Below are 26,232 nucleotides of genomic sequence, written 5' to 3' on the forward strand. Positions count from 1 at the left end.
CCTCACTGCGCCGCGCACAGTTCGCTGATCATCCGCAGCCGGCGCTTGGGCTCGGCGACGAAGGGGTTGCGGGTGTCCCAGGCGTAGCCGGCGAGGATCGAGCAGATCATCCCGCGGATCTCCGGCGAGCCGCCCTGGTAGAAGATCACGTCCTGGAAGGTGCCCTCGTACCAGCCCTCGACGTAGGCGCGGAAGGCGTCCACGCCCTTCTTCAGCGGCGTGGCGAAGTCGCTTTCCCAGTCCACCTGCTCGCCGTTCAACTGACGGTCCAGCAGGTTCGCCGCCATGCTCGACGAGCGCATGGCGATGGTCACGCCGGAGGAGAACACCGGGTCGAGGAACTCGGCGGCGTTGCCCAGCAGGGCGAAGCCCGGGCCGTGCAGGGTCTTCACGTTGGCCGAGTAGCCGCCCAGGGCGCGGGCCGGGGTGTCCCACACGGCATTGGCCAGCAGGCGGCGCAGGTTCGGCGTCTCGGCGACGAAGGCCTTCAGGCAGGCGTCCAGGTCCTCCGGGCGGTTGGCGAAGTGGCTGCTTTCACCGACCACGCCCAGGGAGCAGCGGCCGTTGCTGAAGGGGATCAGCCAGAACCACACGTCGCGGTACTCGGGGTGGATGGTGATGAGGATCTTCTCGCGGTCGAAGGCCGGGTCGTCGATGCGGTCCTCGATGTGGGTGAACACCGCCTGGCGCACCGGGAAGCTGGACGGCGCCTCCAGGTCCAGCAGGCGCGGCAGCACCCGGCCGTAGCCGCTGCCGTCGAGCACGAAGGCGGTTTCCACCTGGTACTGGCTGCCGTCCAGGCGCTGCACGGTCAGGCGCGGGCAGTCGCTGGAGAAGTCGGCGGCGATGATCTCCTCCTCGTAGCGGATCTCCACGCCCTGGCGTGCCGCCTCATCGGCCAGCAACTGGTCGAAGGGCGCCCGCTGCACCTGGAAGGTGCTGCCCTTGCCGGGGGTGAATTTCTCCCGGAAGTCGAAGTCGGTGTAGCGCTCGCCCCAGGCGAAGGCCGCGCCGTGCTTGACCTGGAAGCCGGCGGCCATGACCGCGTCGAGCATCCCCGCTTCCTCGACGAAGTCCAGGCAGTGGGACAGCAGGCTCTCGCCGATGGAGAAGCGCGGGAAGCGCTGGCGCTCGAGGATCAGCACGTCGTGGCCCTTGCGCTTGAGCAGGGCGGCGGCGATGGCGCCGGAGGGGCCGGCACCGATCACCACCACCTGGCGTTGCTGGACTTCAATGGACTTCATGGGGACTCCTTTCCGAAACGGTAGAGGGAACGGCCCGGGCGCGTTGGGTCAGGGCCGGCAACAGGGTGGCGATCAGTCCCATCAGCATCAGCGCGAAGTACAGCTGCGCGCTGATGATCTGCTGCTGGAACAGGAGGTTGAGGAAGACGATCTCGGTCAGCCCGCGGGTATTGAGCAGCACGCTCTGGCGCCATTTCGCCGGGCTCGCGGCCAGGCGGCCCTCGGCCCAGGACAGCCCCAGCCAGTTGCCCGCCAGCTTGCTCAGCACCGGCAGCACCAGCAGCGCACTGAACTGCACCCAGGAATAGCCCTGCCAGGCCGTGTGCCAGTCGATCTGCAACAGGCCGTAGGCGAGGATCAGCGGCACCGCCAGCCACACCTGCAGGGCATGGAACACCGCCACCGGCAGCGGCAGGCGGAAGGGCACGCGCAGCGCCGCCATCACCAGCAGGTAGGCGATGCCGAACACCAGGGCATTGAGCTTGAGCTGTTGCAGGGTCAGCAGCAGGGCGAAGAAGGCCAGGCTGTAGACCAGCGGCGCACGCACCCGCACCAGGTGCAGTGCCAGCGGCAGCAGCGCGGCCAGCAACGGCCAGAGCAGGGTGGTGGGCGCGGCGCTGCCCTGGGCCAGGCCGAACAGGCACCAGCACATCAGGTCCATCAGGATCGCCGCCTGCAGCAGGCGGCGGATGGTCGGCTCCGGGTAGCCCAGGTGGCGCAGGTAGAGGAACAGCACCGGGATCGCGGTGAGGGCGAACAGCAGCCCCACCGCCACGTTCGACAGCAGGCTCGCCGCCGGCAACAGCCAGGTGGCGCAGGCCAGGCCGCAGAAGAACGGCACGAAGAAGCTCGGCAGCGCGATCTTCACGCTGGCCGCCTCCAGGCGCAGGTCGATCACATCGCTGAGGATGTGCCCCAGCAGCAGGGTGAAGGCCACCCCGTAGAGCGGCTTGAGCCAGGGCGCGGCGAGCACCTGGGCGTTGTCCAGGCCCACCGGCGCAGCCAACCAGAGCATCACCAGGGGCAGGCCGAAGCTGGCCAGCAGCAGCTGGCTGACGATGGGGATCAGCCCCAGCAGGCGACCCACCCGGGTGAACAGGGCGAACAGCCCCAGCAGGCCGATCCAGAACAGCACCAGGGTCATGCCGGCACCTCCTGGCCGTGGGGCACGTCCGCCTGGGCCCAGGGCGCCAGCAGGAAGCAGAAGAACAGCCCGAGGCTGATGGTCAGGCCGAAATTGGCGATGGCCGGGGTCTGGCTCAGCAGCAGCAGGCCGAACGACAGCCAGCTGGTCAGGCCCGACAGCAGCGTGCCCAGCAGGCTCACTGCCGCACCGCCCACCGCCTCGCGCATGAGGATCGCGTAGTCCACGCCTATGGCCGTCACCAGCAGCAGCCCGAACAGGCTGAACAGCGTCAGCGGCTGGCCCAGCCAGCCGAGGCAGGCCAGGGACGCCAGCGCCGCCAGCAGCGGCAGCGCCACCACCCGCAGCGCGCCGCCGAGGCCGAAGGGCAGGCACAGCAACAGCAGGATCACCGCACAGGAGGCCAGCTTCAGCTCGGCCGCGCTGACCTGGGTGGCGGCGAACAGCCGGTTCAGCTCACCGATGCGGTCCACCGCCTGCACGCCCTCCAGCCCGGCCGCGGCCTGCTCCAGCAGCGCCGGGGAGGCCGCGCCTTGCAGGCTGACGATGCCGGCCACCCGGCCCTGGGCATCGCGCCCCAGCCAGAGCGGGCGCCAGGCCTCGCCCAGGGGGCCGGCCAGGGCCGCCTCCAGAGGCAGCGGCGGGGTGTTCAGCAGGCGCGCGCGTTCGGCCTCCAGGGCGTCCAGCGGCAGGCCCAGGTCCAGCAGCGGCTGCCAATGAGCGGGCAGGGCCTCCAGGGCCTGGTGCAGGGCCGCCAGGCGGCTGGGCGGTGCCGCCAGCTGACTGAGGGCGCGGTAGCCCTGCAACTGGCCGTCGGCCACCGCCCGGTCCAGGCGCTCGGTGAGGGCGGCCTGGCGTTCCAGCAACTGGGCCTCGTCGGCGGCGCGCACCAGGAAGAACTGGCTGGTGGGCTGCAGGCCGGTGAGGCGGGCGATCTCGCGGGCTTCGTTCAGCAGCTGCGGCTCGGCACCGAGCCACTGGCGCAGGTCGTTCTGCGGGCGCACCTGCCACACCCCGGCGGCGCAGAAGGCCAGCAGGGCCAGCAGCCAGGGCAGGCTGCCGGTGCGCGCCAGCAGCGCCGTGCGTCGGGCCAGCAGGCCCTCGGCTAGGCGCAGCGGCGCCGTCGGCGGGGCCAGGCGCAGGCCGCCGAGCAGGGCCGGCAGCAGGCACACCGAGCAGAGGTAGGCGGCCACCAGCCCGGCGGCGGAGAACACCGCGATCTGGGTCAGCGCCGGGAAGGGGGTGAAGGCCAGGGCCAGGTAGCCCACCAGGTTGGTGCCCAGGCTCAGGCTGAGGCCGGGCAGGGTGGCGCGCACCGCGTCCCAGGCGCGCCAGCGCGGGTCGCTCCAGCCCTTGCTGAGGTAGTGCAGCGGGTAGTCGGCGGCGACCCCGGTGAGGCTGGCGCCGAGCACCAGGGTCAGCGCGTTGATCTCGCCGAACACCAGCACGCAGGCGGTGCAGCCCGCGCCCAGGGCCAGGGCCACCGGCAGCAGGCTGAGCAGGGGGCGCGGGCGGCGGAACACCACCAGCATCAGCAGCAGGGTGCCGAGGCTGGCGCCGCCGCCGATCAGCGCGATCTCGCGGCTGGCCTTGGCCTGGCCGGCGGCCGCGTGCAGCAGCCCGCTGGCGGCCAGCAACCGGCCACCCTCGGCCTCCACCTGCTGGCGGGCCTGGGCCACCTGCCCGGCCAGCCAGGGCGGGGTCTGCATGTCGAAGGCGCCGTCACGGGTGCGCAGCCGCAGCAGCGCCCAGGTGGTGTCGCCGTCCTTCACCAGCAGCGCGCCGCTGGCCAGGTCGGCCCGCACCCGCCCGGCGGGCACCAGGGCCTGCTGGCCGAGGCCGGCCAGGCCCAGCCAGTCGTCCTCGGTGGCCACCAGGCCGGTGCTGGCGAAGGGGTCGAAGAGGCGTTCGGCGCGGGCGGCGACGAAGGCCCCCGGCTGCTGTTCCAGGCGCGTGCGGTCCGCCGCGCCGAGCAGCGCCAGGCGGCTGTCCAGCAGTTGCCGGCGCACGGCCGGCAGGTCGGCCTCCAGGCTCCACTGGGCGCGCTCGATGTGCGGGTCGTTCTGCCAGTCCTGGCCCAGGCGCCGGGCCAGGTCGATGGCGCGCGCCGCGTCGGGGTGGCCCACCAGCAGCAGGACTTCGCGGTTGAGCGGCTCCTGCATGCGCTGCTCGGCCTGGCGCACCAGCGCATCACCGGCGCCCTGGGGCAGCAGCGCGAGCATGTCGGCGGCCACCGGCGGGCCGTTGCGCCACTGCCAGGCGGCCAGCGCCAGCAGGCCCGCCAGGGCCAGCAGGAACAGGCGCGGCAGCAGGCGCTCAGCGCGCAAGGTCGGCGGCCTCGTCGGCGGTCAGGGTGTCGGCGGCCTGGCTGGCCGGCAGGCGCAGCAGGGTGCGGTCGCCCTGGGTTTCCACCAGTTCGATGCGCTCCACCAGGGCGCCCCCCTCGATGCGGATGGCGCTGAAGATCTGTTGCAGCAGCAGGGCGCGCGGCGCCAGGTGCAGGGTCCAGTGCTGGCTGTCGCCCTCCAGCGTCAGCGCGAAGTCACGCTCCAGGCCGCTGCGGTCGCCCTTGAGCACGGCGAGGAACAGCCGGCTCTGCTGGGCGGCGACGTCCTGGCCGGGCTGGGCCTGCCACTGGCCGTCCACGCGCCGGGCGATGCCCTGGTCGCTGATGCGGTAGTCCTGGCGCAGGGGCTTTTCCAGGCGCCAGAGCAGGCCGCCTTCGCGGGCCAGGGTGAACTGGCCGGTGCTGGTCAGGGGCTGCGGCAGGGCGCGCAGGTGCTTCTCCTGCACGAAGGGCCCGCGCACCACCGCCGGGGCGGCGAGGCGCTGGGCCAGCTGGTCGAGGTCGAAGGCCTGGGCAAGGCCGCTGGCCAGCAGCGCTGGCACCAGCAACAGGGCCCGCAGCCAGGGCGCGCGGATCATGGCAGGGCGCGCTCCACGGCATCGGTGAACACCTTGGGTGAGGCCAGCTGCATCTCGCGGCTGGCGATCTCCACCGCCACCTGCACGCTGCTGGCGCGGGTCATGCGTTCGCCGGTCTCGGCGTCGGTGATCAGGTAGTTGATCTTCAGGCGGTTCTCCCACTCCACCAGGTCCGCCCGCACGCGGATGCGCTGGCCGAAGCGCGCGCCGCGCACGTAACGCAGCTGCAGGTCGATGATCGGCCAGGCGTAGCCGGCGTCGCGCATGTGCCCGTAGTTGTGGCCGATGCGGTCCAGCAGGGCGCAGCGGGCCACCTCCAGGTACTTCACGTAGTGGCCGTGCCAGACCACTTCCATCATGTCCACGTCGAAGAACGGCACGAGGATCTCCACCTCGGCCTGGATCACCCCGGCGCTACGCATAGAGCCTCCAGTGGCGGGCGCGGATGCGCTCCAGGCACAGGCGCAGTTCGCCTTCCAGGGCGCGGTCCTCGATCACCGGCGGGAAGTCCCCGGCCAGTTGCCGGTGCATGGCGGCCAGGGGCGCGGGCAGGTCACGCTCGCCGGCGCGCTGGCGCAGCCACACGCCCTGGTTGGCGGCCAGCAGGGTGGCGGCGGCCACCTGCTCGGTCAGCTCCAGGCTGCGCAGGGCGTCGCGGGCGGCGATGGTGCCCATGCTCACCTTGTCCTGGTTGTGGCATTCGGTGGAGCGCGAGAAGACGCTGGCCGGCATGGTGTTCTTCAGCGCCTCGGCGGTCCAGGCGCTGGCGCCGATCTGCACGGCCTTGAAGCCGTGGTTGATCATCGCCGTGGCCTGGGGCGCGCCGGAGAGGTTGCTCGGCAGGCCGTGGTTGTAGCGCACGTCCACCAGCAGGGCGAGCTGGCGGTCGAGCAGGTCGGCGACATTGCCCACCAGGTTCTTCAGGCTGTCCATGGCGAAGGCGATGTGGCCGCCGTAGAAGTGCCCGCCGTGCAGCACGCGCTCGGCCTCGGCGTCGATCAGCGGGTTGTCGTTGGCGCTGTTCAGCTCGGTCTCGATGAACTGCCGCAGCAGGCCCAGGCTGTCGGCCAGCACGCCCAGCACATGGGGTGCGCAGCGCAGCGAGTAGCGGTCCTGCAGGCGGTGCAGCGGCGCGGTCGGTGCGTCGATGGCCAGGTCCTGGCGAAGCCAGGCGGCCACCTGCATCTGCCCCGGGTGCGGCTTGGCGGCGAACAGGCGCTCGTCGAAGTGCTCGGGGTTGCCCTCCAGCGCTACCACGTTGAGCGCGGTGATGCGGGTGGCCAGTTGCAGCAGGTAATCGGCGCGGGCGTAGGCCAGGCAGGCCAGGGCGGTCATCACGGCGGTGCCGTTCATCAGCGCCAGGGCTTCCTTGGGGCGCAGCACCAGGGGCTCCCAGCCCAGCTCGGCGTGCACCTCGGCGGCGCTGCGGCGCTGGCCCTGGTAGACCACCTCGCGCTGGCCGGAGAGGGTGGCGGCCACGTAGGACAGCGGGGTGAGGTCGCCGCTGGCGCCCACCGAGCCTTCCTCCGGGATCACCGGCAGCACGTCGTGTTCGAGGAACGCCTGCAGGCGCTCCAGCAGCTCCACGCGCACGCCGGAAACGCCGTGGCACAGCGACTGCAAGCGCGCCGCCAGCACTGCGCGGGTGGCGGCCTCGTCCAGCACCTTGCCCAGGCCGCAGCCGTGGAAGGTGAACAGGTGGCGCGGCAGGGCTTCCACCTGCTCCAGCGGCACGGCCACCACGCAGGAGTCGCCGTAGCCGGTGGTGACGCCGTAGATCACGCCTTCCTTGTCCAGCAGGGTGTCGAGGAAGCGCGCGCCCTTGGCGATGCGCTCGCGCCAGGCGGCGTCGCCCTGCAGCAGGGCGGGGACGCGGCGCTGGGACAGGGCCACGACGTGCTCGATGGACAGCGGCTGTTCGCCGAACACCACCGGTTCAGGCTGTTGTGTCGTCATGTTCGTTCCAGAACGGATAGAAGTTGAACCATTGCAGCGGTGCCAGCAGGCACAGCTCGCCCAGGCGTTGGGCATAGCGGGCCACCCAGGCCTCGATCACCGCGTCACGCTCGCCCCGGCGCCACTGCACCTGCTCGGCGAAGGGTTCGAGGTGGACCTGGTAGCGCCCGCCGATCTTCAGGCAGGTCATCAGGTTGAGCGGGCACTTGAGCAGCCCGGCCAGCAGCCAGGGCCCCTGGGGGAAGGCGGCGGGGCGACCGAGGAAGTCGACCCGGACGTTGCGACCGCCGTGCAGCGGCACGCGGTCGCCGGCAATCGCCAGCCACTCGCCGCGCTCCAGGCGTTCGCTCAATTGGAGCATGACCGCCGGGTCCAGCTCGCTGACCTGGATCAGCCGCAGGTGCGTGGCCCCGGCTTCGCCCAGCAGGCGGTTGAACTGTTCGGCATGGCGGGTATGCACCAGCACGTTCATGGTCACCTGCTCGCTCAGCTCGGCCAGCGCGCGGCACACCTCCAGGTTGCCCAGGTGGGCGCCCACCAGCATCTGCCCGCGCGTGCTGCGCATGTGCTGGTGCAGGCCGCTGGGGTCGTGCAGGTCCACCTGGTCCAGGCCGATGCGCCCGCCCCAGATGTCCAGCTTGTCCAGGAGGGCGTCGGCGAAGGCCATGAACTGGGCGAACACCGAGCCGAGGCTGGGCGCCAGTTCCGGGCGGCCGCTCCAGTCGGCCAGGCGCTGCTGGTAGTAGCGCGCCGCGCGGCGGGCCTTGCCGCCGAAGAGGAAGAAGTACAGGACGATCAGGTGCAGCAGCGGGCTGAGCACCCGCCGCCCGAGACGCCGCGCGATCAGCGCGGTGAACTTCATCAGCAGGAAGCTGCCGCGCTCGCGCTGGTCGGCCCAGTGTTCGCGGCTCATCTCCGGCACCTGCGCCAGAGGATCAGCGGCGCGCGCAGCAACATGCCGAAGAACAGCTTGGCGTGCATCTTCGAGATCAACGCGTTGTCGTGGAACAGGCGGAAGTGCGAGAGCCCGTCCAGCGGGTAGTGCACCTTGGTCGGCAGCCAGTGCATGGGCTGGTTGCGCCAGGCCAGGCGCACGAGGACCTCCGGGTCGAAATCCATGCGCTTGCCGAGGCGGGTGGTTTCGGTGAGTGCCAGGGTCGGGGCCAGGGGGTAGACGCGGAAGCCGCACATGCCGTCGCGGATCGACAGCGACAGGCTGTTGATCCACACCCACACGTGGGTCAGGTAGCGGGCGTAGAGGCGGCTCTTGGGCACGCTTTCGTCGTACTGCGGGTAGCCGCAGATCAGCTCGCCCGGGCGGGCCTGGGCGGCGGCGAGGAAGCGCTGCACGTCGGCGAGGTCGTGCTGGCCGTCGGCGTCCACCTGCAGGGCGTGGGAGAAGCCCAGCCGGCCGGCTTCGCGCAGGCCGGCCATGACGGCGCCGCCCTTGCCCTGGTTGACGGCCAGGCGCACCAGGTGGACGTCGGGCTGGGTGGCCAGCTGGTCCATCACCTGGGCGCAGGCGGGGCTGGAGGCGTCGTCCACCAGTACGCAGGGCAGGCCGTGCTGGCGCAGGGCGTCGACCACCAGGGGCAGGGCGTGCTCGTGGTTGTAGACGGGGATGACGGCGCAGGGCTTAAACATTGCGCGCTTCCCCTTGAAGTGCGTGGGTGTCTGGCTGATTGCCGTGCATGGTGGGCAGCGCCTGTTTCGCCTTGCCGGGCGAGTTTCTTTTTTCAGTCGCCAAAAAAGAAACCAAAAAGGCTTGCCCCTGCATCCGGCCCCGGCTTTGCCGGGGTGCCCTCACTCCGGCGTCGCTCCGGAGGTCGGCGCGACAGGCCATCCATGGCCTGACACGCCTCTCGCGGCATCCATGCCGCTCGTCCTCCTGCGCAACGCCTGCATTCGGCCTCCTGAAGGGGCGTTTGCCCCGCCCACCTTCTGAGCAGGGCATGAGCAGGTGTTCGCCGATCCAGAGCGGCAGGTTCATATCCACGGTTGAGAAGGCAACGCTGGTGTTAGGCATGGTCGGCCACCAGCAGGATGCGCCCGGAGGAGCAGGCGGCTTCGCCGTTGCGGAAGGCGAAGTAGAGCTTGCCCTTGTCGGTGTCGAAGCGCAGGGACAGGTGCAGGCGGTCGCCGGGGCGGACCAGTTGCTGGAACTTGAGGACTTCCATGCCGGCGAAGCGCGGGGGCAGGGCCATGACCTGGCGGGCGAGGTGCTGGGCCCAGTCGATCTGCACCACGCCGGGCAGCACGGGGGTGGCGGTGAAGTGGCCGGAGAAGTGGGCGAGGTCCAGGGGGACCTCCAGCTCCAGGCGCCATTCGCCGTCCTGTTCGTGGGCGCTGAGGGGGTCGACGCGGGTCGGGCGCGGGGCCTTGAGCTGGGCGTCCACCTGCACCTGGGGCAGCTTGCCCTGGCTGCTCCACGGCAGTTGCCGCACCAGGCGCCAGCGGCGCGGCAGGGCGATGGCTTCGCAGTGGCCGGCCAGGTGCTTGCGCAGGGTTTCGGTCAGGGCGCGGCGGCCGCCGTTGCGCAGGGCGTGCAGGCCCTGGGGCGAGAGGGCGACCAGGGCGCCGAGGAAGGCGCGGTTTTCCTGCACCACGCCCAGGCGCGCTTCGGCGACGAAGGGGTGCTCGCCGAGGGCCTGTTCCAGCATGGGCAGGGAGATACGTTTCTCTTCCAGCTTGACGATGCGGTCGAGGCGGCCGAGCAGTTCGAAGCGGCCGTCGGCGTCGATGCGCACGGCGTCGGCGGTCTGCTCGCGGTGCCCTTCGGGCAGGTAGGGCGAGGTGAGGTGCAGGGCGCCGTCGGCGTCCTGGCCGACCACCACACCGGCGAAGGGCGTCCAGCGGCTGCCGCCCTGGCGCCAGGCGATGCCGCCGGTTTCGGAGCTGCCGTAGATTTCCGTCGGCCACTGGCCGAGGCGCTGTTGCAGGGCTTCGGCGGCGTCGGCGGGCAGCGCGCCGCCGGAGGAGAACACCCGGCGCACGGCGGCCAGGGCGGGCCAGTCGAGGTTGTCGCCCATGCGCTTGAGCAGGGCGGGGCTGGCCACCCAGGCGAAGCCGGCGGGCGCGGCGGCGAGGCTGGCGCGCTGGAGGTCTTCGGCGAAGGGCTGGGCGCGGCGCACGAAGGGGCGGCCGGCGGACAGCGGCCAGAGCACGCGGAACAGCAGGCCGTAGATGTGCTGGGCGGAGACGCTGGCGACCAGGGTGGCGCCGGCGAGGTCGGCGCCCCAGAGCCCTTCCAGGGCCTCTACTTCGTTGCCCAGCTGGCGCAGGGTCTTGCCGATCAGCTTGGGTTCGCCGCTGGAGCCGGAGGTGCACAGGGTCAGCCGGCAGTGCTCGGGGTCGAGGGCGGCGGCGGGCAGGGCCGGGCCGTCGAGGCCGTCGAGGCTGTCGAGCCAGAGGTCGCAGCCGTCGGCCAGGCGCCGGCGGGTCTCGGGCTGGGCGTCGGCCGGCAGCAGCACGTCGACGCCGGCACGCCAGGCGCCGAACAGGGCGATGGCCAGGTCTGCGCCATCTTCCAGGTACAGGGCCACGCGCTGGGTGCCGCGTGCCTGCAGGGCACCGGCCAGGGCCAGGGCACGCTGGGCGAAGCCGGCGTGGTCAAGGGCGGGGTCGAGTGCCACCGGGCGCCCGGGGGGGGCGTCGAGCAGCAGCTCCTGTGGGACGATCCAGGTCACGCGAATCTCCGTACACGCTGGCGCACCAGCCATTCCCCGGCGAACAGCAGCCCCATCAGCAGGTAGGCGATGAGGCCGGTATAGAGCGTCCACCAGGTCAGCGGCGCCCACAGGGTGAGGGCGGCCGCCACCAGGCCGTTGAGCAGGAAGAACAGGGTCCACACCGCCGTCACGCGGCGGGTGTAGCGCACGGCCACCTCAGGCAGCTCGGGCTCGCGCAGGCGGGCCAGGCGTTCCACCACGGGCATGCCGTGCAGCAGGCTGGCGCCGAACAGGCCGAGCAGCACGGCGCTCATCAGCACTGGGTACCAGCGCAGCAGGTCGGCCTGGTTGGCCAGCCCCAGCAGCAGGCAGAAGCCCAGGGCGGCGAAGGCCGTCAGGCGGCTGCCGGGGCGCTGCGCGCTGCCCAGGCTGCGGGCCAGCCAGAGGCCGCCGAGCAGCAGGGCGAACAGGCGCGGCGAGAGGTGCTCCATGCCGTAGTACACGGCGAAGGGGTAGCCCAGCCCGGCCAGCACCAGCAGCAGCCCGACGAGCCGGCTCATTCGGCGGGGTTCACCAGGCGGTGCACGGCCTCGACCACGTCGCCCACGGTGCGCACGGCCTTGAATTCCTCGGCGGCGATCTTGCGCCCGGTCTGGCGCTTGATGTGGTCGATCAGGTCGACGGCGTCGATGCTGTCGATCTCCAGGTCTTCGTAGAGGTTGGCCTCCAGGGTGACGCGCTCGGGCTCCAGCTCGAAGAGCTCGACCAGGGCGTCGCGCAGGGTGGCGAAGATCTCATCACGGTTTTGCATCGCGGCCCCCTCAGGCGGCTTTCTGTGCCGACACGAAGGCCGCGAGGCTGGCCACGTTGGCAAAGTGTTTGCGGGTGTCCTTGGCTTCGGCGTCGATCTTGATGCCGAAGCGTTTCTGGATGGCCAGGCCCAGTTCGAGGGCGTCCACCGAGTCCAGGCCGAGGCCTTCGCCGAACAGGGTCTGCTCGTCGCCGATGTCTTGCGGGCCGATGTCTTCGAGGCCGAGGGCCTCGATGATCAGGTTCTTGATCTCAAGTTGCAGAGCGCTCATCCAGGCCGAGCTCCTTCATGAAATGGTGGTGGAGATGGTCGTTGAGGCGGCGCGAGGCGATCGGCGCCGGCCCCTGGTCGGCGAAGGCCTTGGGATCGATGTCCTGGCCGACGCGCAGATGGAAGTGGAAGCGCCGCGACGGGATGCTGTACCAGGGCTCGGCCTTGGTCAGGGTGGTGGGCGTCACGCTGATGGTCACCGGGGTGACGATGCGTGCGCCGCGCAGGGCGATGGCGGCGGCGCCCCGGTGGAACTGCGGGGCCTGCCCCGGCGTGGTGCGGGTGCCTTCGGGGAAGACGATCAGGGTCTGGCCTTCCTCCAGCACACGGGCGGCCTCGTCGAGCATGTCCATGCTGCCGCTGTTGCTGATGTACTGGGCGGCGCGGATCGGGCCGCGCATGCAGGGGTTGTCCCAGAGGCTCTGCTTGACCACGCAGTTGGCGTCGCGGATCAGGCCGATGAGCACCACCACGTCGATCAGCGAGGGGTGGTTGGCGATGACCATCTGCCCGGGGCGGCCCAGGCGTTCGGCGCCTTCCACTTCATAGGTGAGCACGCCGCTGCGGTGCATGAACTGCACGAACAGCCAGAACAGCCGGCTGGTGGTGGCGCGGGCGCGGCGGCGGTGGTCGGTGGCGTCGCCCGGCAGCAGCGAGAGCAGGGGGAACACGAGGATGCGCAGCAGCACCCCGCCGATGCCGAACAGGGTGAAGGACAGGGCGGTGGCGATCAGGCGCCACCAGTAGGGCGCGTCGGGACGCTCGACGCTGGCCGGGGTGAGGAAGCGCTCCGGTGCGTTCATCGGGCACCTGCCGTGCGGGCGGTGGGGAGCGGGGCGCAGGGGCTCAGGGTCGGTTGCGTTGCCAGGTCCATGTACGGCTCTTCCAATGATGCTGAATACGTGGCAGGTCCAGGTGCAGGGCCCGCAGCAGGCCCAGGGCATGGGGCCAGGCGGCGGGGGTGGCCTCCGCCGGGGCGGGGGCCAGGGTCAGCGACCAGTCGTGGCCGGGCACCAGGCGCAGGGCCAGGGCGTAGGCGAACGGCACGTCGTCGACCAGGGGGCGGTAGAGGTCCGGCGGGCTCTCTTCGGTGATCACCAGCAGCACCGCCGGTGCGCCGTCGGCCAGCAGGCCGGCCGCTTCCAGCAGGGCGTGTTCCAGGCCGTCGCCTTCGGCGGCCACGGCGGTCATCTCGCTGGTGTCGCCGCGCAGGATCGACCACTGGCCGATGACCGCGTTGTGCACCGAGAGGCTGAACTGGGTGGGCGAGAGCGGCTCGCCGCGCGCCAGGTCCTGCAGCAGCGCGAGGGTGCGGGGCGTTTCCCCGTGCCGCGAGGCGAACACCATGGGCACCTGCTCGCCGTCGCTCACCAGGGGCCAGGCGACGCTCATGGCCATGCGCGCCAGGCGCGACAGGCGGCGGCGCTGCATGGCCGGGAGGAAGGCGACATCAGGCTGGGCATCGACAAGATCGGGCAGGAAAGGCTCTGCGCACCAGGTACGCCAGGCGTCCACGGTTTCCAGGCCTGGGGCCCAGGCACGCCATTGTTCGATGCTGAAGTGAGTCACGCTGAAAGAGCTCTTTTCGGCCCCTGTCGGGCGTCCATGTCGACTGGCAATCGCTGACGGCAGAAGCCCGGTCGATGACGCCATAGCAAAGCGCCACATTATTTCAGTCCTACGGACCTATCTGCAAATTGCTGACACAAAATTCGGATGTAAGGCACAACTTCTGACGGGTGGGGAAAAGTCCTGCACGTCCCTCGCCCTTGTCATGGGCTTTGCATAGAATCCGGGGTCTATTCCAAGGGACAGGGGGTGTGAGATGCGGCGAGTGGTGTTCAACCAGAAGGGCGGCGTGGGCAAGTCCAGCATCGCCTGCAACCTGGCGGCGGTGAGTGCGGCGGAGGGCTATCGCACCCTGCTGATCGACCTGGACGCCCAGGCCAACTCCACCCACTACCTGACCGGCCTCACCGGGGAGGACATCCCCATCGGCATTGCCGACTTCTTCAAGCAGACGCTGGCCTCCAGCCCCTTCACCCGCAAGGGCAAGGTGGACATCTACGAGACGCCCTTCGACAACCTCCACGTGGTGACCGCCACCGCCGAGCTGGCGGACCTGCAGCCCAAGCTGGAGGCCAAGCACAAGATCAACAAGCTGCGCAAACTGCTGGACGAGCTGGCCGAGGACTACGACCGCATCTACCTGGATACGCCGCCGGCGCTGAATTTCTATACGGTTTCGGCGCTGATCGCGGCGGATCGCGTGTTGATTCCCTTCGATTGCGACAGCTTCTCGCGCAATGCCCTCTACGGCCTGCTGGCCGAGATCGAGGAACTGAAGGAAGACCACAACGAGGACCTGGAGGTGGAGGGCATCGTGGTCAACCAGTTCCAGCCCCGTGCTACGCTGCCCCAGCAGCTGCTGGACGAGCTGGTCGCCGAGGGCCTGCCGGTGCTGCCGGTGAACCTGATGAGTTCGGTGAAGATGCGCGAGTCCCACCAGGTGTGCACGCCGCTGATCCACCTGGACCGCAGCCACAAGCTGACCCAGCAGTTCGTCGAACTGCACGACCTGCTGGACGCCTGACCTCCCACCGGGGCGCGTTGCGCGCCCCGTCTCCCCTTACTTGACGATCAGCACGTCGCACGGCGGGCGCTGCAGCAGATGCAGCGCCTGGCTGCCGAGCAGGGCCTGGGCGACCATGCTGCGGCTGTGGCTGCCGAGGGCGACGAACTGCGGCTTGGCGGCGGCGATGCGCTCATCCAGGGCGTGGGGCAGAGCTCCCTGGGTCACCTGCAGGTCGATGCCGGGGGTGTCCTTGACGTGGCCCAGCTCATCGGCCAGCAGGCGCTCCAGCAGGCCGCGCTGGGTGCCGACGTAGTCCCCGGCGGTGCCGGCCTTGGCCAGCAGGCGCCCGGTCAGCTCCATCACGTTCACTGCTGTCAGGCGGCCTTCCGCGCCCAGCAGCGAGCAGGCGGCGCGCAGCGCGTCGCAGGCGCACAGGGAGAAGTCCAGGGCCACCACGCCGCTGCGGTAGGGCTCGGGCTTCTCGCCCACCACCAGCAGCACGGGGATGGCCACGTGGCGGGTGACGCGCTCCAGGGTGGTGCCGATGAACAGTTCCGGTGCGTTGTGGTGGTGGTTGCCGATCACCAGCAGGTCGGCGCCGCTTTCCTCCACCTCTTCGAGAATCTGCAGGGCCGGCCGGCCCTTGCGCAGCAGCACCTGGGCGTCCAGGGCGCCGAGTTGCTCCAGGCGTTGCTGGAACAGCTTCTGGGCGCCGTCGCGCAGGTTCTCCTGCAGGGTGCTGGGCAGGTGATCTTCCAGGACGTGCAGCAGTGTCAGGCGTGCGCCGTAGCCGTGGGCCAGGGCGACGGCGCGCTGCAGGGCGAGGTCGGATTCGCGGCTCAGGTCATGGGTGATGAGGATGTGCTTGAACATGGTGGCGGGAACCTCCTGTAAGGGCCTGTCGAAAACGACCTGCATTGACGGCCTCGCCTGCGTTTTCGGAGGCGAGGCTGGCGCTGCCGGAGTCAAGCAGGGCGCCCACCAGGGCGCTCAGGCCAAGAGGCGCCACTGTGAGGCATGGCGCCGCGCGGCAATTTGATCCACGGCAAGGGCCCCGCGCGGTCAGTGGGCGCGCAGCTGGTACAGCCCCCGGCTCTTGGCCACCACTTCGCCGCTGGCGTCCACCAGGTCCAGCTCCAGCAGGTACTCGGCCTTGCCGGTCTCGCTGGCCTCGGCCTGGATGCGGGCGATCTCATCGGCACCGAGCCGCGCCTCCACGGTGATGTCGCCGGTGGCGGGGCGGCGGAAGCGCAGGTTCATCTCCTTGACGATGGGGTAGAAGCGCCGGGTGTCGAAGCTGGTGAGGAACAGCGCGCCGCCAGGCACCTCGGCCAGGGTGAAGAGGGCGCCGGCATAGAGGGTGCCGATGTGGTTCTGGTTGCCGGCCAGCGGGGCCATCAGCTTCACGTAGCCCGGCTCCAGGGTCAGGGCCTTGAGGCCCATGCGGCTGACGAAGGCGATCTTGTCTTCGGTGAAGTGGCGGGCCATCTCTTCGTTGAATTGCATGGCGAACTCCGGCTGGACGAATGCCTGGAGCCTAGTCGCTCATGCCCACCGGGCAATGACCGGCGCGGCCAGCGGGGGTGACCGAAACGCTCAGGGGCATGGGCTTCAACCGGGGTGATGGGCGGCGTATGCCGGATACTCGGGTGCAGGTTCCCGGACTGAAGTCCGGGCTACGGCTTGGCAGCGCGCTCCGTAGGATGGGCTGAGCTGTGCGAAGCCCATAATTGCCGGCGTGCGCATGGGCATCAGCCATTTCCCACGCGCTAACTGCCTTGCTGCTTCTCTGAGGTGCCCATAGCCTCCGTCCCCGGCGCCTAAGAAACGCTTACCCACGTAGCGGCCTGACCGCTCCCGATAGCCAGCGGCTTTTTTGTGCTTGCGGCACACTCGCGCACGCTCAAAACCTCTGCTTTGTCGGGAGTGGGCTAATACAAGACCCGAAAGGGAAATACGCCCGGCCTTCTACGTGGGGTTTCTTAACTCCCGACGCCAACAGCCCTGAGAAAGCTGTCAGACCACGTAGAGGTAATGGACATGCCCGATTCCCCCCGTCACGACGACGAAATCCTTATTCCTTCCCTGTTCACCCGTCATCGCCGCCAGCTCCGTGCGCTGTTGCTGGACGACGAGCCCTGGTTCGTTCTCAACGACCTGGCGCGGTTGATCAACCGCGTACCGCTCGACGAGCGTGCGCCGCGCAACCTGGACCCGGACCAGCTACAGCCCGCCTGGGTGCGCGACAGCCGTGGCGAGTACCGGCGGGAGCTGCTGGTGAGCGACTGCGGGGTCTATGCGTTGCTGATCTTCTACTACCACCCGGAGAACAGCGGCATCCGTCGCTGGATCAGCCGCGAGGTGATCCCGCGCCTGCGCGAGGCCCAGCACCCGGACACCCTGCGGCCTTACCGCGATGTGGTGCAGTGGCAGGCGTGCCCGCTGGAGGTGTTGCGCTGGCAGGGCAAGGCCTGGGTCCACCTGGGTGATTGCCCGGTCTTGCCCCAGGCCCGGCCCCGGGTTATCGGCTGACCGACAGGCGCGCAACCTGCGTGGCGGGCGAGGCGCCCCGTAGCCCGGACTTCAGTCCGGGGCCTGCCGAACGCCTGAACGCCCGCGATGATGGGCTTCGCACAGCTCAGCCCATCCTACGGGTGCCTGGTATGCGATCTAGGCGATCCCTGGCTCTTGAGCCCGTAGCCCGGACTTCAGTCCGGGGCCTGCTGCATGCCCGAACGCCCGCGATGATGGGCTTCGCACAGCTCAGCCCATCCTACGGGTGCCCGGTATGCGATCCAGGCGATCCCTGGCTCTTCAGCCCCGTAACCCGGACTTCAGTCCGGGACCTGCTGCATGCCTGAACGCTCGCGATGATGGGCTTCGCACAGCTCAGCCCATCCTACGGGTGCCTAGGCGATCCCCTGGCTCTTGAGCCAGCCCAGCAGTTGCGGCAGGGGCAGGGCGCCGCTCTGGCGGGCGATTTCGACGCCGCCCTTGAACAGGATGAGCGTGGGGATGGAGCGGATGTTGAGCTGCCCGGCCAGTTGCCGGTTGGCTTCGCTGTCCAGCTTGCCCAGGCGGCAGCGGCCCTGGAGCTGGGCGGCGGCTTGCTGGTAGGTGGGGGCGAAGGCCTTGCAGGGGCCGCACCAGTCGGCCCAGACGTCCACCAGCAGCGGCAGGTCGCCGCGCAGCTGCTTGGCGAAGGTGGCTTCGCTGAGGTCGAAGGGGCTGGCCGGCAGCACGGGGGCCTTGCAGTGGCCGCAGCGGGGCGCGTCGCCCAGGCGGTTGGCGGGGATGCGGTTGAGGCCGGCGCAGTGGGCGCAGGGAATCATCAGGGGGTCGGTCATGGTCGGCTCCGGATCAGGTTTCCCTGATCTGGAGCCGACCGGCCGAATATCAAGCCCCGCGCGTCAGCCGCGCGATGCCTCCAGGGCCTGGCCGAGGTCGGCGAGGATGTCGTCGATGTGCTCGATGCCGATGGACAGGCGGACCATGTCGCGCGGTACGCCGGCCTTCTCCAGCTCTTCGTCGTTGAGCTGGCGGTGGGTGGTGGAGGCCGGGTGGCAGGCCAGGGACTTGGCGTCGCCGATGTTCACCAGGCGCACCACCAGGTTGAGGGCGTCGATGAAGCGCGCGCCGGCTTCGGCGCCACCGACGATGCCGAAGGAGAGGATCGCCGCCGGCTTGCCGCCGGTGTAGCGCTGGGCCAGTGCGTGCTCGGGGTGGTCCGGCAGGCCGGCGTACTTCACCCAGGCCACCTGGGGGTGGGCCTGGAGGAACTGGGCGACCTTCTGGGCGTTCTCGGTGTGGCGCTCCATGCGCAGGGCCAGCGTCTCCAGCCCCTGGAGGATGAGGAAGGCGTTGAACGGCGACAGGGCGGCGCCCATGTTGCGCAGCGGCACCACGCGGCAGCGGCCGATGAAGGCGGCGGGGCCGAAGGCTTCGGTGTAGGTGACGCCGTGGTAGGACGGGTCGGGGGTGTTGAGCAGCGGGAAGCGGTCCTTGTGCTCGGCCCAGGGGAATTTGCCGGAGTCGACGACGATGCCGCCGATGCTGTTGCCGTGGCCGCCGATGTACTTGGTCAGCGAGTGCACGACGATGTCGGCGCCGTGCTCGAAGGGGCGGCAGAGGATGGGCGTGGCGACGGTGTTGTCGACGATCAGCGGTACGCCGTGGCGGTGGGCGGCGGCGGCCAGGGCCGCGAGGTCGATGATGTTGCCGGCCGGGTTGCCGATGGATTCGCAGAACACGGCCTTGGTGCGCTCGTCGATCAGCGCTTCCAGGGCGGCGATGTCGTCATGGGCGGCGAAGCGCACCTGGATGCCGGAGCGCGGCAGGGTGTGGGCGAACAGGTTGTAGGTGCCGCCGTAGAGCTTGGCCACCGAGACGATGTTGTCGCCGGCTTCGGCGACGGTCTGGATGGCATAGGTGATGGCGGCCATGCCGGAGGCCACGGCCAGGGCGCCGACGCCGCCTTCCAGCGCGGCGACGCGCTTCTCCAGCACGTCGTTGGTGGGGTTCATGATGCGGGTGTAGATGTTGCCGGCGACCTTGAGGTCGAACAGGTCGGCGCCGTGCTGGGTGTCGTCGAAGGCGTAGGAGGTGGTCTGGTAGATCGGCACGGCCACGGCCTTGGTGGTCGGGTCGGGGCTGTAGCCGGCGTGGATGGCAAGGGTTTCCGGTTTCATTGGGCCTGCGTTCCTTCAGGGTGCGATGGAGGTGCGCAGCATGGAAAACGCCGGGGCCCCGGGTCAATGACCTGAGGCAATCGGATTCGGGCGTTTTTAGACCAAAAAGCCTGGGGGCTAGAACCGGTCAGCGCAGGGCGATGTAGATGTTGAAGGCGCTGATGAGGGTGATCAGGGTGCCGACCAGGGTCAACAGGGTGCGCGCCGGCAGCTTCTTGCACAGCAGTGCGGCGAAGGGCGCGGCGAACAGGCCGCCGAAGACCAGGCCGGCCACCATGAACCAGGTGTTCAGCTCGCCCGCCAGGAGGATGAAGGAGGTGGCGCTGGAGATGGTCAGGAAGAACTCGGCGAAGTTCACCGAGCCGATGGTGGTGCGCGGGTCGCTGCCCGAGCCCAGCAGGCTGCTGGTGACCACCGGGCCCCAGCCGCCGCCGCCGGCGGCGTCGACGAAGCCGCCGAACAGCGCCAGCTTGGCCACGTGCTTGGGCGCGCGGCGCTGGGCGACGTGGCGGTAAGCCTTGCTGAGGATGTACAGGCCCATCAGCAGCAGGTAGGCGGAGATGAAGGGCTTGAGCACGGCGCCGTCGAAGGAGGTGATCAGCACCGCGCCGAGCACGGCGCCGATGATGCCGGGCAGCAGCAGGCGCAGGAACAGGGACTTGTTGACGTTGCCCAGCTTGACGTGGGAGATGCCGGAGAGGCCGGTGGTGAACACTTCGGCGATGTGCACGCTGGCGCTGGCCGCCGCCGGGGAGGCGCCGGCGGTGAGCAGGAAGGTGGTGGCGGTGATGCCGTAGGCCATGCCCAGGGCGCCATCCACCACCTGGGCGAGGAAGCCCACGGCGACGGCGCTCCAGAAGCTGGGGCTGGTGAGGGCGCGTTCGATGATGTCGAGGCCGGTTTCGCCGCCGTGGTCACCGAAGAACAGGCGCCAGGCGAGGAAGCCGAGCAGGCTCACGAGGATCAGCACTGCGACCCACATCGCGGCGCGCAGCACCGGGTGGTTGTCGGGGTGGGTGACGAAATCCTCGACGGGGGGGATGCCGAGCGCCTGGTGTTCGCTGTTGACCGGGCTCTGGCTGAGGTCGAGGTTGCGGATCTTCATGAGGGGTACGGCGCCTGACAGTGGGTGGTAGAACAGGCCGGAATAAGCAGGCGGCGAAGATAAGCGGCTTTGCTTAGAGAGTCTAAGAAGATTTCCGCAGGTTCTTATTCCATTTGCTTTGAATGGGCATCGGCCACCGGGCTGTACCGGCCCATCCCTCGGCAACTGTATGCGCCGTCCGTTGCGGGCCCTGGGCTAGGCTGGGGGCCTTTTCCGGGAGGTGTGTATGAAGGTGCTGGGTGTTCTGGGCGGGATGAGCTGGGAGTCGACCCTGAGCTACTACCGGCTGCTCAACGAGGGGGTGCGTGCGCGCCTGGGTGGCCTGCATTCGGCGCCGCTGCTGGTGCATTCGGTGGACTTCGCCGGCATTGCCGCGCTGCAGGCCGGTGGCCGCTGGGACGAGGCCGGCCAGCGCCTGGCCGAGGCGGCGCAGGGGCTGGAGCGGGCCGGTGCCGGCGCGCTGCTGCTGGCCACCAACACCATGCACAAGGTGGCCCCGGCCCTGGAGGCGGCGCTGGCGATCCCGCTGCTGCACATCGGCGATGCGGTGGGCCACAGACTGCAGGCGATGCAGGTGGACAACGTGGCCCTGCTGGGCACCCGCTTCACCATGCAGGAAGCCTTCTACCGCGAGCGCCTGGCGCAGCGCTTCGGCATCCACGTGCAGGTGCCGGGGGCGGAAGCGATGGCCGAGGTGGACCGGGTGATCTACGAGGAGCTGTGCCAGGGCCGCTTTCTGCCGGCCTCGCGGGACTTCTACCTGGCCGAACTGGAGCGCCTGCGCGCATCCGGCGCCCAGGCGGCGATCCTCGGCTGCACCGAGATCGGCCTGTTGCTGGAAGGCTGCGAGGCGCCGCTGCCGCTGGTGGACAGCACCGAGCGGCACGTGGCGATGGGGCTGGAGTGGTTGCTGGCGTCCTGAGCGGGGTTCAGGAGGAACAACTGATCTCCAGGTGCTTGCCCCACTCCGGCGGGCGTTCGGCGTAGCGCTCCATGCCGGGCTGTTCGTCGAAGGGGCGGGCGAGCACGGCGTGCAACTGGCGCACTTCGCTGTAGTCCCCCTGCTCGGCGGCCTCGATGGCGCGCTGGGCGAGGTAGTTGCGCAGGATGTAGCGGGGGTTCACGGCGTGCATGCGCTGGCGCCGCTCGGCCGGCTCGCCACCGTCGCGTGCTGCACGCTGGCAGTAGTCGGCCGCCCAGGCGTCGAAGCCGGCGAGGTCGACGAATTCATTGCGCAGCACGGCCACGGCCTGCTCGGGCGCGTCTTCGCCGAGGCGGCGGAAGAAGCCGGTGTAGTCCACCGCGCTGGTCTGCATCAGTTGCAGCAGGCGCTGCACCCGGTCGGCGTCGTCGTCTTCGGCGCGGGTCAGGCCGAGGCGGCGGCGCATCAGGTCCAGCCAGTGGGCCTGGTACAGGGGCAGGAACAGGCCGAGGGTTTCGCGCAGTTCGTCCACCTCCACCTGGGGCGTGAGGGCCTGGGCGAGGGCGGCGAGGTTCCAGTGGGCGATGGGCACCTGGTTGCTGAAGCTGTAGCGGCCGCTGTCGTCGGAGTGGTTGCAGATGTGGTTGGCGTCGAAGTCGTCGAGGAAGGCGTAGGGGCCGAAGTCGAAGGTGATGCCGAGGATCGACATGTTGTCGGTGTTCATCACGCCGTGGCAGAAGCCGTAGGCCTGCCAGCGGGCGATGAGTTCGGCGTTGCGCTCGACGATTTCGCGGAACATCGCCGCCCAGGGGCGCTCATGGCCCTGCAGGTGGGGGAAGTGGCAGGCCAGTACGTGCTCGCCGAGGGCCTGCAGCTGCTCGTGCTGGCGGGTGTAATAGAAGTATTCGAAGTGGCCGAAGCGCACGTGGCTGGGCGCCATGCGTAGCAGGGTGGCACCGGTCTCGCGGCGCTCGCGGTACACCGGGGTGCTGGAGCCGATCACGCACAGGGCGCGGCTGCTGGGGATGCCGAGAGCGTGCAGGTGTTCGCTGGCGAGAAATTCGCGGATGGAGCTGCGCAGCACGGCGCGGCCGTCGCCCATGCGCGAGTAGGGCGTCTGCCCGGCGCCCTTGAGGTGCAGGTCCCAGTGCTCGCCGGCCTGGTTGACCACTTCGCCCAGCAGCAGGCCGCGACCGTCGCCGAGGCGCGGGTTGTAGGCGCCGAACTGGTGGCCGGAATAGACCATGGCCCGGGGTGCGGCGTCGGCCCAGAGGCGGTGCCCGCCGAACAGTTCGGCGAACAGCGGGCTGTCGGCTTCGGCCGGGTCCAGGTCCAGCAGGGCCAGGGCGGCGGGGCTGGCCACTACCAGACGCGGGTCGTCCAGCGGGTCGGGCAGCACGTCGGTGGAGAAGGCGTCGCCGAGGCGGGCGAAGCGGTTGTCGAACTGCAGGGCGTCGAGATTTTTCATGGCGGCAGCTTGTCACGGCCCGGAGGCGGGGGAAACCCGTGGGGACCGACGGTCCCCACGGGGCGGGGTCAGGGCGCGGCGGGGGCCTCGTCCTCGGTGGCAGGCGCGGGGGCGGGCGGGAGCTTGCGGCTGAGGGTGACGTCCATCTTCGGCACCGAGGCGATGTTGATGCCGTGTTCCTGGAACAGCTGGTCGATGCGCCGGTTGAGTTCGTCGGTGGCCAGGCCCCGGTCGCCCAGTTCGCGCACGTACACCTTCAGCTCGTGCTCCAGGGCGGTGGCGCCGTAGGTCTTGAGCTGCACGCTGGGGGCCGGGTCGCGCAGCACGCGGCTGTTCTCCTGGGTGGCCTGCAGCAGCAGCTTGCGCACCAGTTCCAGGTCGGCGCCACGGTTGACGTTGTAGATCAGCACGATGCGGGTGACGGTGTCGGTCAGCGTCCAGTTGATCAGCTGGCTGGTGAGGAAGGTCTGGTTGGGGACGATCACTTCCTTGCGGTCGCTGTCGGTGATGTGGGTGGCGCGGATGCGGATCCGGTTCACGGTGCCGGTGACGGTGCCGATGGTCACCAGGTCGCCGATGCGCACGGGGCGCTCGAACAGCAGGATGAGGCCGGAGATGAAGTTGGCGAAGATCGCCTGCATGCCGAAGCCGATGCCCACGGAGAGGGCGGCCACCAGCCATTGCAGCTTGTCCCAGCTGACCCCGAGGGTGGACAGCGCGCTGACGAAGCCGAGCCCGGCGATGGCGTAGGAGAGCAGCGTGGTGGTGGCGTAGGCGCTGCCCTGGGCGAGCTTCATGCGCGAGAGCACCAGCACTTCCAGCAGGCCCGGCAGGTTGCGTGCGAGCACGACGGTGATGCCGGCGATGATCAGCGCGCCGAGCATGTCCAGCAGACTGATGGGCACCTGGGTGGCGGCGTCGCCGGTGCCGGCGCCGTACTGGTAGAGGGTGATCTGGTCGAGGTAGGCGAACACGGTGATGAGGTCGGCCCAGACCAGGTACATGCAGGCGATGAAGCCGCCCAGCAGCGCCAGGCGGATCAGCCGCAGGGACTGCTGGTTGACCTGTTCGATGTCCAGCACCGGTTCTTCCACCGCGACTTCTTCGCCTTCGGCGTTCTCCTTGGTCTGCGCCTGGCGCTTGGCCAGGGCGCGGGCGTAGGCCAGGCGGCGGGCGGCGACGGCCAGGCCACGGACGAAGGCGGCTTCGATCAGCAGGGCGAGGATCAGCAGGTAGAGGGTGTTGATCAGCCGGTCGGTGAGCTTGAGCGAGGTGTAGTAGTAGCCGAAGCCCACGGCGACCATGAAGGCCAGGGGCAGCAGGGTGAAGGCGATGCCGATCAGCAGGCGGAAGGGCGAGGTCTGCTCGCGCATCGGTTCGGCCAGCAGCAGGTTGCTCAGCACCAGGGCCATCAGGGCGTAGCAGGTGAGCACGACGATGATGCCGATGACGTCGTCGGCCAGGGCCTGGGGCTGGTGCTCGGCGACGGTCACCACGGCCACCAGGGCCATGACCACCACGCCGAGGCGGCGGATCTGCTTGCTCAGCAGCGCCACCTGGGGGCGCGGCCAGCGGAAGTGCAGCTCGGCGACGCCGCCCGGGGCGAGGATGCGGTACAGGGTGTAGAACACCAGCCAGGCCAGGGCCATCTCCAGCAGGGCGGAGCCGAGGGTGGCGTTCTGGCCACGGGCGTCGATGTGCAGGGCCAGGCCGCAGAGGGCGAGGAACAGGGTCACCGGCAGCGCCAGCAGCACGTTGAGCAGCAGCGCCAGGGGCGTATGCATCTGGCTGTCGCGCTTGTAGTGGCCGATGTCGCGGTGCAGGTCGTTGAGCTTGCTGTACAGCCAGCCACGCCGCCAGAGCAGGGCGCCGATCAGCAGCAGCAGGGGGATGAACAGCCAGGGGCGGTCCACCAGGCCTTCCCAGAGTTCGGTGACGCCTTCGCCCCAGGGCAGTTCGGCGAGCTGGGTCTTCAGGTGCTGCGGGGCGCCCTTGAGCCAGGCCAGGTCCAGCGGTTTGTTGCTGGGGATCCAGAACATCTGCTCTTCGAGGGTGTTGCGCAGGGCTTGGGCAGTGGTGGCGAGCTGCTTCTGGTTGAGCTGCAGGGTGATGGATTCGTTGAGCAGGGCGTTGAGTTCGCGGCCCAGGCGGTCGAACAGTTCGACCCGGGTGGTGGCCAGGTCGAGCAGGGTTTCGCGCAGGTCCGGGGTGACCTGCTCGGGCGGCTGGCGGGCCAGCAGGTTGTCGACGTAGTCCTGCGGGTTGCCCATCTTGTCGCGCTGCTGGCCCAGTTCGAACTGGTAGAGGCGGATGTCGGCGATCTCGTCGGCGAGGTTGGCGTCCAGGCGCAGGTGCGGCAGGGCCTGCTTCTGCTGGTAGAGGATCTTGGACAGCAGCAGGCTGCCCTTGAGCACGCTGATCTGCTCTTCCAGGGCCTGGTCGGCCTGGCTGAGGGTGTCCAGTTGCTGGCGGGTCTGCAGGTTCTGCTGGGTCAGTTCGTTGAGGCGGTCGGTGGAGCGCAGCAGGTAGTCGGAGAGCTTGAGGTTGGTGGCGCTCTCGGCGGCCAGCAGGCTGTCGGGGGTGGCCTTCTGGGCCTCGCGGGAGAGTTCGGCGACGGTCTGCTCGGAGCTTTCCCGGCGCTTGATGTTGATCAGCGACTGCAGGTCCTGGCTTTCCTGCTCCAGGCGGTGGGTGCGTTCCACCATCAGGTCGCGGCGGCTGTTGCCCAAGTCCTGCAGCAGGCTGTTGCCGGCCAGTTCCTGGCGGCGCAGCTGGGTCTGGGCTTCGAGGGCGGCCAGTTCGGCGTTGTACTGGTCGCGCAGCTCTTCGCTGATGGGCTTGCCGGCGTCCTTGCCGACCTTGAGCAGGGCGTTGAGCTGCTGGGTGCGGGCCTGGTTGCTGCTGATCTCGGCCTGGGCGCGCTCGGGGCGGGTCTGGGCGGTGATGATCAGGCTGTTGGCTTCGGCCAGCTGCTTCTGCGCGTCGGAGAGCTGGGTGCTGCGCTGGCTGAGCACCTGTTCCAGCTGGGCGAGGCTGGACTTGGCGTAGCGCTCGCTCACCGGCACCTGGCGGGTGGCCTTGAGCCGTGCCAGCTCGCGCTGGGCGTCGCTGATCTGCCGGGGGGCCTCGGCCAGCTGGCGCTTGAGGTCGGCCAGGCGCTTTTCGCTGTCGGCCTGGTTCTCCAGCAGGGTGAGGGTCTGTTCGAGGATGGCCTTGAGGGCCTTCTGCTCGGCCTCCGGCAGCTTGCGCTCGGCGAGGGTGTCGAGGCTCTGCTGGACTTCGGAGCTGCTGGGCGGGGCGGCGGCGTGGGCGCCGGGGCCGAGCAGGCAGAGGCTGAGCAGGGCGGCAGTGAGTAAGGGGCGCAGGGAGGGCATGGTCGCGTGGGGCGGCTCTGGTTGGTTGCGGTGAATCTTATGCCAGCGTGGCGGGCCGGTTGTGGTGCCCGGTCACGCGGCG

The 26,232-nt window shown here is 69.8% G+C and carries 25 protein-coding genes; 3 read left to right on the plus strand and 22 right to left on the minus strand.

Annotated features, from left to right (window positions below; all coding sequences use genetic code 11):
• Positions 1–2 precede the first annotated feature (2 nt).
• The 15 genes from RTK35_RS04135 to RTK35_RS04205 are packed head-to-tail and all read right to left on the minus strand — an operon-like array spanning position 3 to position 13,587.
• Positions 3–1,244 (minus strand): NAD(P)/FAD-dependent oxidoreductase, encoded by a 1,242-nt coding sequence (locus RTK35_RS04135; protein ID WP_316907450.1) that lies wholly within the window; start codon positions 1,242–1,244, stop codon positions 3–5.
• Entirely contained in the window at positions 1,231–2,388 is a 1,158-nt protein-coding gene (locus RTK35_RS04140; protein WP_074974127.1) for a sodium:proton antiporter, read from the minus strand. Before RTK35_RS04140 ends, RTK35_RS04135 begins: the two co-directional genes overlap by 14 nt.
• On the minus strand, positions 2,385–4,715 hold the full coding sequence (locus tag RTK35_RS04145; protein WP_316907451.1) for a hypothetical protein: 2,331 nt from the start codon (positions 4,713–4,715) through the stop codon (positions 2,385–2,387). The genes RTK35_RS04140 and RTK35_RS04145 overlap by 4 nt, the downstream gene beginning before the upstream one ends.
• Positions 4,705–5,313 (minus strand): outer membrane lipoprotein carrier protein LolA, encoded by a 609-nt coding sequence (locus RTK35_RS04150; RefSeq protein ID WP_074974123.1) that lies wholly within the window; start codon positions 5,311–5,313, stop codon positions 4,705–4,707. Before RTK35_RS04150 ends, RTK35_RS04145 begins: the two co-directional genes overlap by 11 nt.
• Positions 5,310–5,735 carry an acyl-CoA thioesterase gene (locus RTK35_RS04155; protein WP_044406790.1) on the minus strand — a complete coding sequence of 142 codons (426 nt, stop codon included), beginning with the start codon at positions 5,733–5,735 and terminating at the stop codon, positions 5,310–5,312. Before RTK35_RS04155 ends, RTK35_RS04150 begins: the two co-directional genes overlap by 4 nt.
• Positions 5,728–7,269: an aromatic amino acid ammonia-lyase gene (locus tag RTK35_RS04160; protein ID WP_316907452.1), complete on the minus strand. Its 1,542-nt coding sequence runs from the start codon at positions 7,267–7,269 to the stop codon at positions 5,728–5,730. Before RTK35_RS04160 ends, RTK35_RS04155 begins: the two co-directional genes overlap by 8 nt.
• Positions 7,250–8,182 carry a glycosyl transferase gene (locus RTK35_RS04165; RefSeq protein WP_044406796.1) on the minus strand — a complete coding sequence of 311 codons (933 nt, stop codon included), beginning with the start codon at positions 8,180–8,182 and terminating at the stop codon, positions 7,250–7,252. The genes RTK35_RS04160 and RTK35_RS04165 overlap by 20 nt, the downstream gene beginning before the upstream one ends.
• A complete protein-coding gene (locus tag RTK35_RS04170) occupies positions 8,179–8,913 on the minus strand; it encodes a glycosyltransferase family 2 protein (protein ID WP_316907453.1) in 735 nt (244 codons plus the stop codon). The genes RTK35_RS04165 and RTK35_RS04170 overlap by 4 nt, the downstream gene beginning before the upstream one ends.
• On the minus strand, positions 8,906–9,295 hold the full coding sequence (locus tag RTK35_RS04175; RefSeq protein ID WP_316907454.1) for a hypothetical protein: 390 nt from the start codon (positions 9,293–9,295) through the stop codon (positions 8,906–8,908). Before RTK35_RS04175 ends, RTK35_RS04170 begins: the two co-directional genes overlap by 8 nt.
• Positions 9,288–10,955, minus strand: coding sequence for an AMP-binding protein (locus tag RTK35_RS04180; RefSeq protein WP_316907455.1), 1,668 nt, complete (start codon positions 10,953–10,955; stop codon positions 9,288–9,290). Before RTK35_RS04180 ends, RTK35_RS04175 begins: the two co-directional genes overlap by 8 nt.
• The gene (locus RTK35_RS04185; protein WP_107330500.1) at positions 10,952–11,497 is read right to left on the minus strand and encodes a hypothetical protein; all 546 of its coding nucleotides are present in this window, start codon (positions 11,495–11,497) and stop codon (positions 10,952–10,954) included. Before RTK35_RS04185 ends, RTK35_RS04180 begins: the two co-directional genes overlap by 4 nt.
• Entirely contained in the window at positions 11,494–11,748 is a 255-nt protein-coding gene (locus tag RTK35_RS04190; protein ID WP_074974116.1) for an acyl carrier protein, read from the minus strand. Before RTK35_RS04190 ends, RTK35_RS04185 begins: the two co-directional genes overlap by 4 nt.
• A 10-nt stretch (positions 11,749–11,758) precedes the next feature.
• Complete coding sequence (locus tag RTK35_RS04195) at positions 11,759–12,019, minus strand: phosphopantetheine-binding protein (protein WP_044406810.1); 261 nt, start codon at positions 12,017–12,019, stop codon at positions 11,759–11,761.
• The gene (locus RTK35_RS04200; RefSeq protein ID WP_164707400.1) at positions 12,000–12,821 is read right to left on the minus strand and encodes a lysophospholipid acyltransferase family protein; all 822 of its coding nucleotides are present in this window, start codon (positions 12,819–12,821) and stop codon (positions 12,000–12,002) included. The genes RTK35_RS04195 and RTK35_RS04200 overlap by 20 nt, the downstream gene beginning before the upstream one ends.
• A 43-nt stretch (positions 12,822–12,864) precedes the next feature.
• Positions 12,865–13,587 (minus strand): beta-ketoacyl synthase chain length factor, encoded by a 723-nt coding sequence (locus RTK35_RS04205; protein WP_268193434.1) that lies wholly within the window; start codon positions 13,585–13,587, stop codon positions 12,865–12,867.
• 256 nt (positions 13,588–13,843) lie between these two features.
• Between RTK35_RS04205 and RTK35_RS04210 the strand changes: the two genes are divergently transcribed.
• Positions 13,844–14,611, plus strand: a complete 768-nt coding sequence (locus RTK35_RS04210; RefSeq protein ID WP_044400610.1) for a ParA family protein — start codon at positions 13,844–13,846, stop codon at positions 14,609–14,611.
• Positions 14,612–14,647: 36 nt separating this feature from the next.
• Here RTK35_RS04210 and RTK35_RS04215 read toward each other — a convergent pair whose 3' ends face one another.
• Both RTK35_RS04215 and RTK35_RS04220 read right to left on the minus strand, forming a co-directional pair.
• A complete protein-coding gene (locus RTK35_RS04215) occupies positions 14,648–15,466 on the minus strand; it encodes a universal stress protein (protein ID WP_253122216.1) in 819 nt (272 codons plus the stop codon).
• 189 nt (positions 15,467–15,655) lie between these two features.
• On the minus strand, positions 15,656–16,099 hold the full coding sequence (locus RTK35_RS04220; protein WP_044400616.1) for a YiiD C-terminal domain-containing protein: 444 nt from the start codon (positions 16,097–16,099) through the stop codon (positions 15,656–15,658).
• A 534-nt stretch (positions 16,100–16,633) separates the two neighbouring features.
• Between RTK35_RS04220 and RTK35_RS04225 the strand changes: the two genes are divergently transcribed.
• On the plus strand, positions 16,634–17,125 hold the full coding sequence (locus RTK35_RS04225) for a Bro-N domain-containing protein (protein WP_232104234.1): 492 nt from the start codon (positions 16,634–16,636) through the stop codon (positions 17,123–17,125).
• A 377-nt stretch (positions 17,126–17,502) separates the two neighbouring features.
• Here RTK35_RS04225 and trxC read toward each other — a convergent pair whose 3' ends face one another.
• From trxC to RTK35_RS04240, 3 genes are all read right to left on the minus strand, one after another.
• Entirely contained in the window at positions 17,503–17,940 is a 438-nt protein-coding gene (gene trxC / locus RTK35_RS04230) for a thioredoxin TrxC (RefSeq protein ID WP_308725791.1), read from the minus strand.
• 63 nt (positions 17,941–18,003) lie between these two features.
• The gene (locus RTK35_RS04235) at positions 18,004–19,281 is read right to left on the minus strand and encodes a bifunctional O-acetylhomoserine aminocarboxypropyltransferase/cysteine synthase (RefSeq protein ID WP_182851185.1); all 1,278 of its coding nucleotides are present in this window, start codon (positions 19,279–19,281) and stop codon (positions 18,004–18,006) included.
• Positions 19,282–19,408: 127 nt separating this feature from the next.
• Positions 19,409–20,386 (minus strand): sulfite exporter TauE/SafE family protein, encoded by a 978-nt coding sequence (locus tag RTK35_RS04240; RefSeq protein ID WP_044400627.1) that lies wholly within the window; start codon positions 20,384–20,386, stop codon positions 19,409–19,411.
• A 226-nt stretch (positions 20,387–20,612) separates the two neighbouring features.
• Here RTK35_RS04240 and RTK35_RS04245 point away from each other — a divergent pair, with 226 nt between their 5' ends.
• Entirely contained in the window at positions 20,613–21,308 is a 696-nt protein-coding gene (locus RTK35_RS04245) for an aspartate/glutamate racemase family protein (protein WP_316907456.1), read from the plus strand.
• A gap of 7 nt (positions 21,309–21,315) precedes the next feature.
• Here the strand turns inward: RTK35_RS04245 and selO are convergent, their stop codons facing one another.
• Positions 21,316–22,776: a protein adenylyltransferase SelO gene (gene selO / locus RTK35_RS04250; protein ID WP_074974103.1), complete on the minus strand. Its 1,461-nt coding sequence runs from the start codon at positions 22,774–22,776 to the stop codon at positions 21,316–21,318.
• Positions 22,777–22,844: 68 nt separating this feature from the next.
• Positions 22,845–26,150: a mechanosensitive channel MscK gene (gene mscK / locus RTK35_RS04255; RefSeq protein WP_316907457.1), complete on the minus strand. Its 3,306-nt coding sequence runs from the start codon at positions 26,148–26,150 to the stop codon at positions 22,845–22,847.
• Positions 26,151–26,232: the final 82 nt, after the last annotated feature.

The organism is Pseudomonas sp. zfem003 (genome assembly GCF_032621675.1).
Lineage (GTDB): Bacteria > Pseudomonadota > Gammaproteobacteria > Pseudomonadales > Pseudomonadaceae > Metapseudomonas > Metapseudomonas otitidis.

Coding starts and splice junctions, on each gene's coding strand:
- RTK35_RS04135 (WP_316907450.1), bottom strand. CDS start 1,244: ATGAAGTCCATTGAAGTCCAGCAACGCCAGGTGGTGGTGATCGGTGCC.
- RTK35_RS04175 (WP_316907454.1), bottom strand. CDS start 9,295: ATGCCTAACACCAGCGTTGCCTTCTCAACCGTGGATATGAACCTGCCG.
- RTK35_RS04220 (WP_044400616.1), bottom strand. CDS start 16,099: ATGCAATTCAACGAAGAGATGGCCCGCCACTTCACCGAAGACAAGATC.
- RTK35_RS04240 (WP_044400627.1), bottom strand. CDS start 20,386: ATGAAGATCCGCAACCTCGACCTCAGCCAGAGCCCGGTCAACAGCGAA.
- RTK35_RS04170 (WP_316907453.1), bottom strand. CDS start 8,913: ATGTTTAAGCCCTGCGCCGTCATCCCCGTCTACAACCACGAGCACGCC.
- mscK (WP_316907457.1), bottom strand. CDS start 26,150: ATGCCCTCCCTGCGCCCCTTACTCACTGCCGCCCTGCTCAGCCTCTGC.
- RTK35_RS04190 (WP_074974116.1), bottom strand. CDS start 11,748: ATGCAAAACCGTGATGAGATCTTCGCCACCCTGCGCGACGCCCTGGTC.
- RTK35_RS04215 (WP_253122216.1), bottom strand. CDS start 15,466: ATGTTCAAGCACATCCTCATCACCCATGACCTGAGCCGCGAATCCGAC.
- trxC (WP_308725791.1), bottom strand. CDS start 17,940: ATGACCGACCCCCTGATGATTCCCTGCGCCCACTGCGCCGGCCTCAAC.
- RTK35_RS04165 (WP_044406796.1), bottom strand. CDS start 8,182: ATGAGCCGCGAACACTGGGCCGACCAGCGCGAGCGCGGCAGCTTCCTG.
- selO (WP_074974103.1), bottom strand. CDS start 22,776: ATGAAAAATCTCGACGCCCTGCAGTTCGACAACCGCTTCGCCCGCCTC.
- RTK35_RS04140 (WP_074974127.1), bottom strand. CDS start 2,388: ATGACCCTGGTGCTGTTCTGGATCGGCCTGCTGGGGCTGTTCGCCCTG.
- RTK35_RS04160 (WP_316907452.1), bottom strand. CDS start 7,269: ATGACGACACAACAGCCTGAACCGGTGGTGTTCGGCGAACAGCCGCTG.
- RTK35_RS04235 (WP_182851185.1), bottom strand. CDS start 19,281: ATGAAACCGGAAACCCTTGCCATCCACGCCGGCTACAGCCCCGACCCG.
- RTK35_RS04225 (WP_232104234.1), top strand. CDS start 16,634: ATGCCCGATTCCCCCCGTCACGACGACGAAATCCTTATTCCTTCCCTG.
- RTK35_RS04150 (WP_074974123.1), bottom strand. CDS start 5,313: ATGATCCGCGCGCCCTGGCTGCGGGCCCTGTTGCTGGTGCCAGCGCTG.
- RTK35_RS04200 (WP_164707400.1), bottom strand. CDS start 12,821: ATGAACGCACCGGAGCGCTTCCTCACCCCGGCCAGCGTCGAGCGTCCC.
- RTK35_RS04245 (WP_316907456.1), top strand. CDS start 20,613: ATGAAGGTGCTGGGTGTTCTGGGCGGGATGAGCTGGGAGTCGACCCTG.
- RTK35_RS04155 (WP_044406790.1), bottom strand. CDS start 5,735: ATGCGTAGCGCCGGGGTGATCCAGGCCGAGGTGGAGATCCTCGTGCCG.
- RTK35_RS04210 (WP_044400610.1), top strand. CDS start 13,844: ATGCGGCGAGTGGTGTTCAACCAGAAGGGCGGCGTGGGCAAGTCCAGC.
- RTK35_RS04195 (WP_044406810.1), bottom strand. CDS start 12,019: ATGAGCGCTCTGCAACTTGAGATCAAGAACCTGATCATCGAGGCCCTC.
- RTK35_RS04185 (WP_107330500.1), bottom strand. CDS start 11,497: ATGAGCCGGCTCGTCGGGCTGCTGCTGGTGCTGGCCGGGCTGGGCTAC.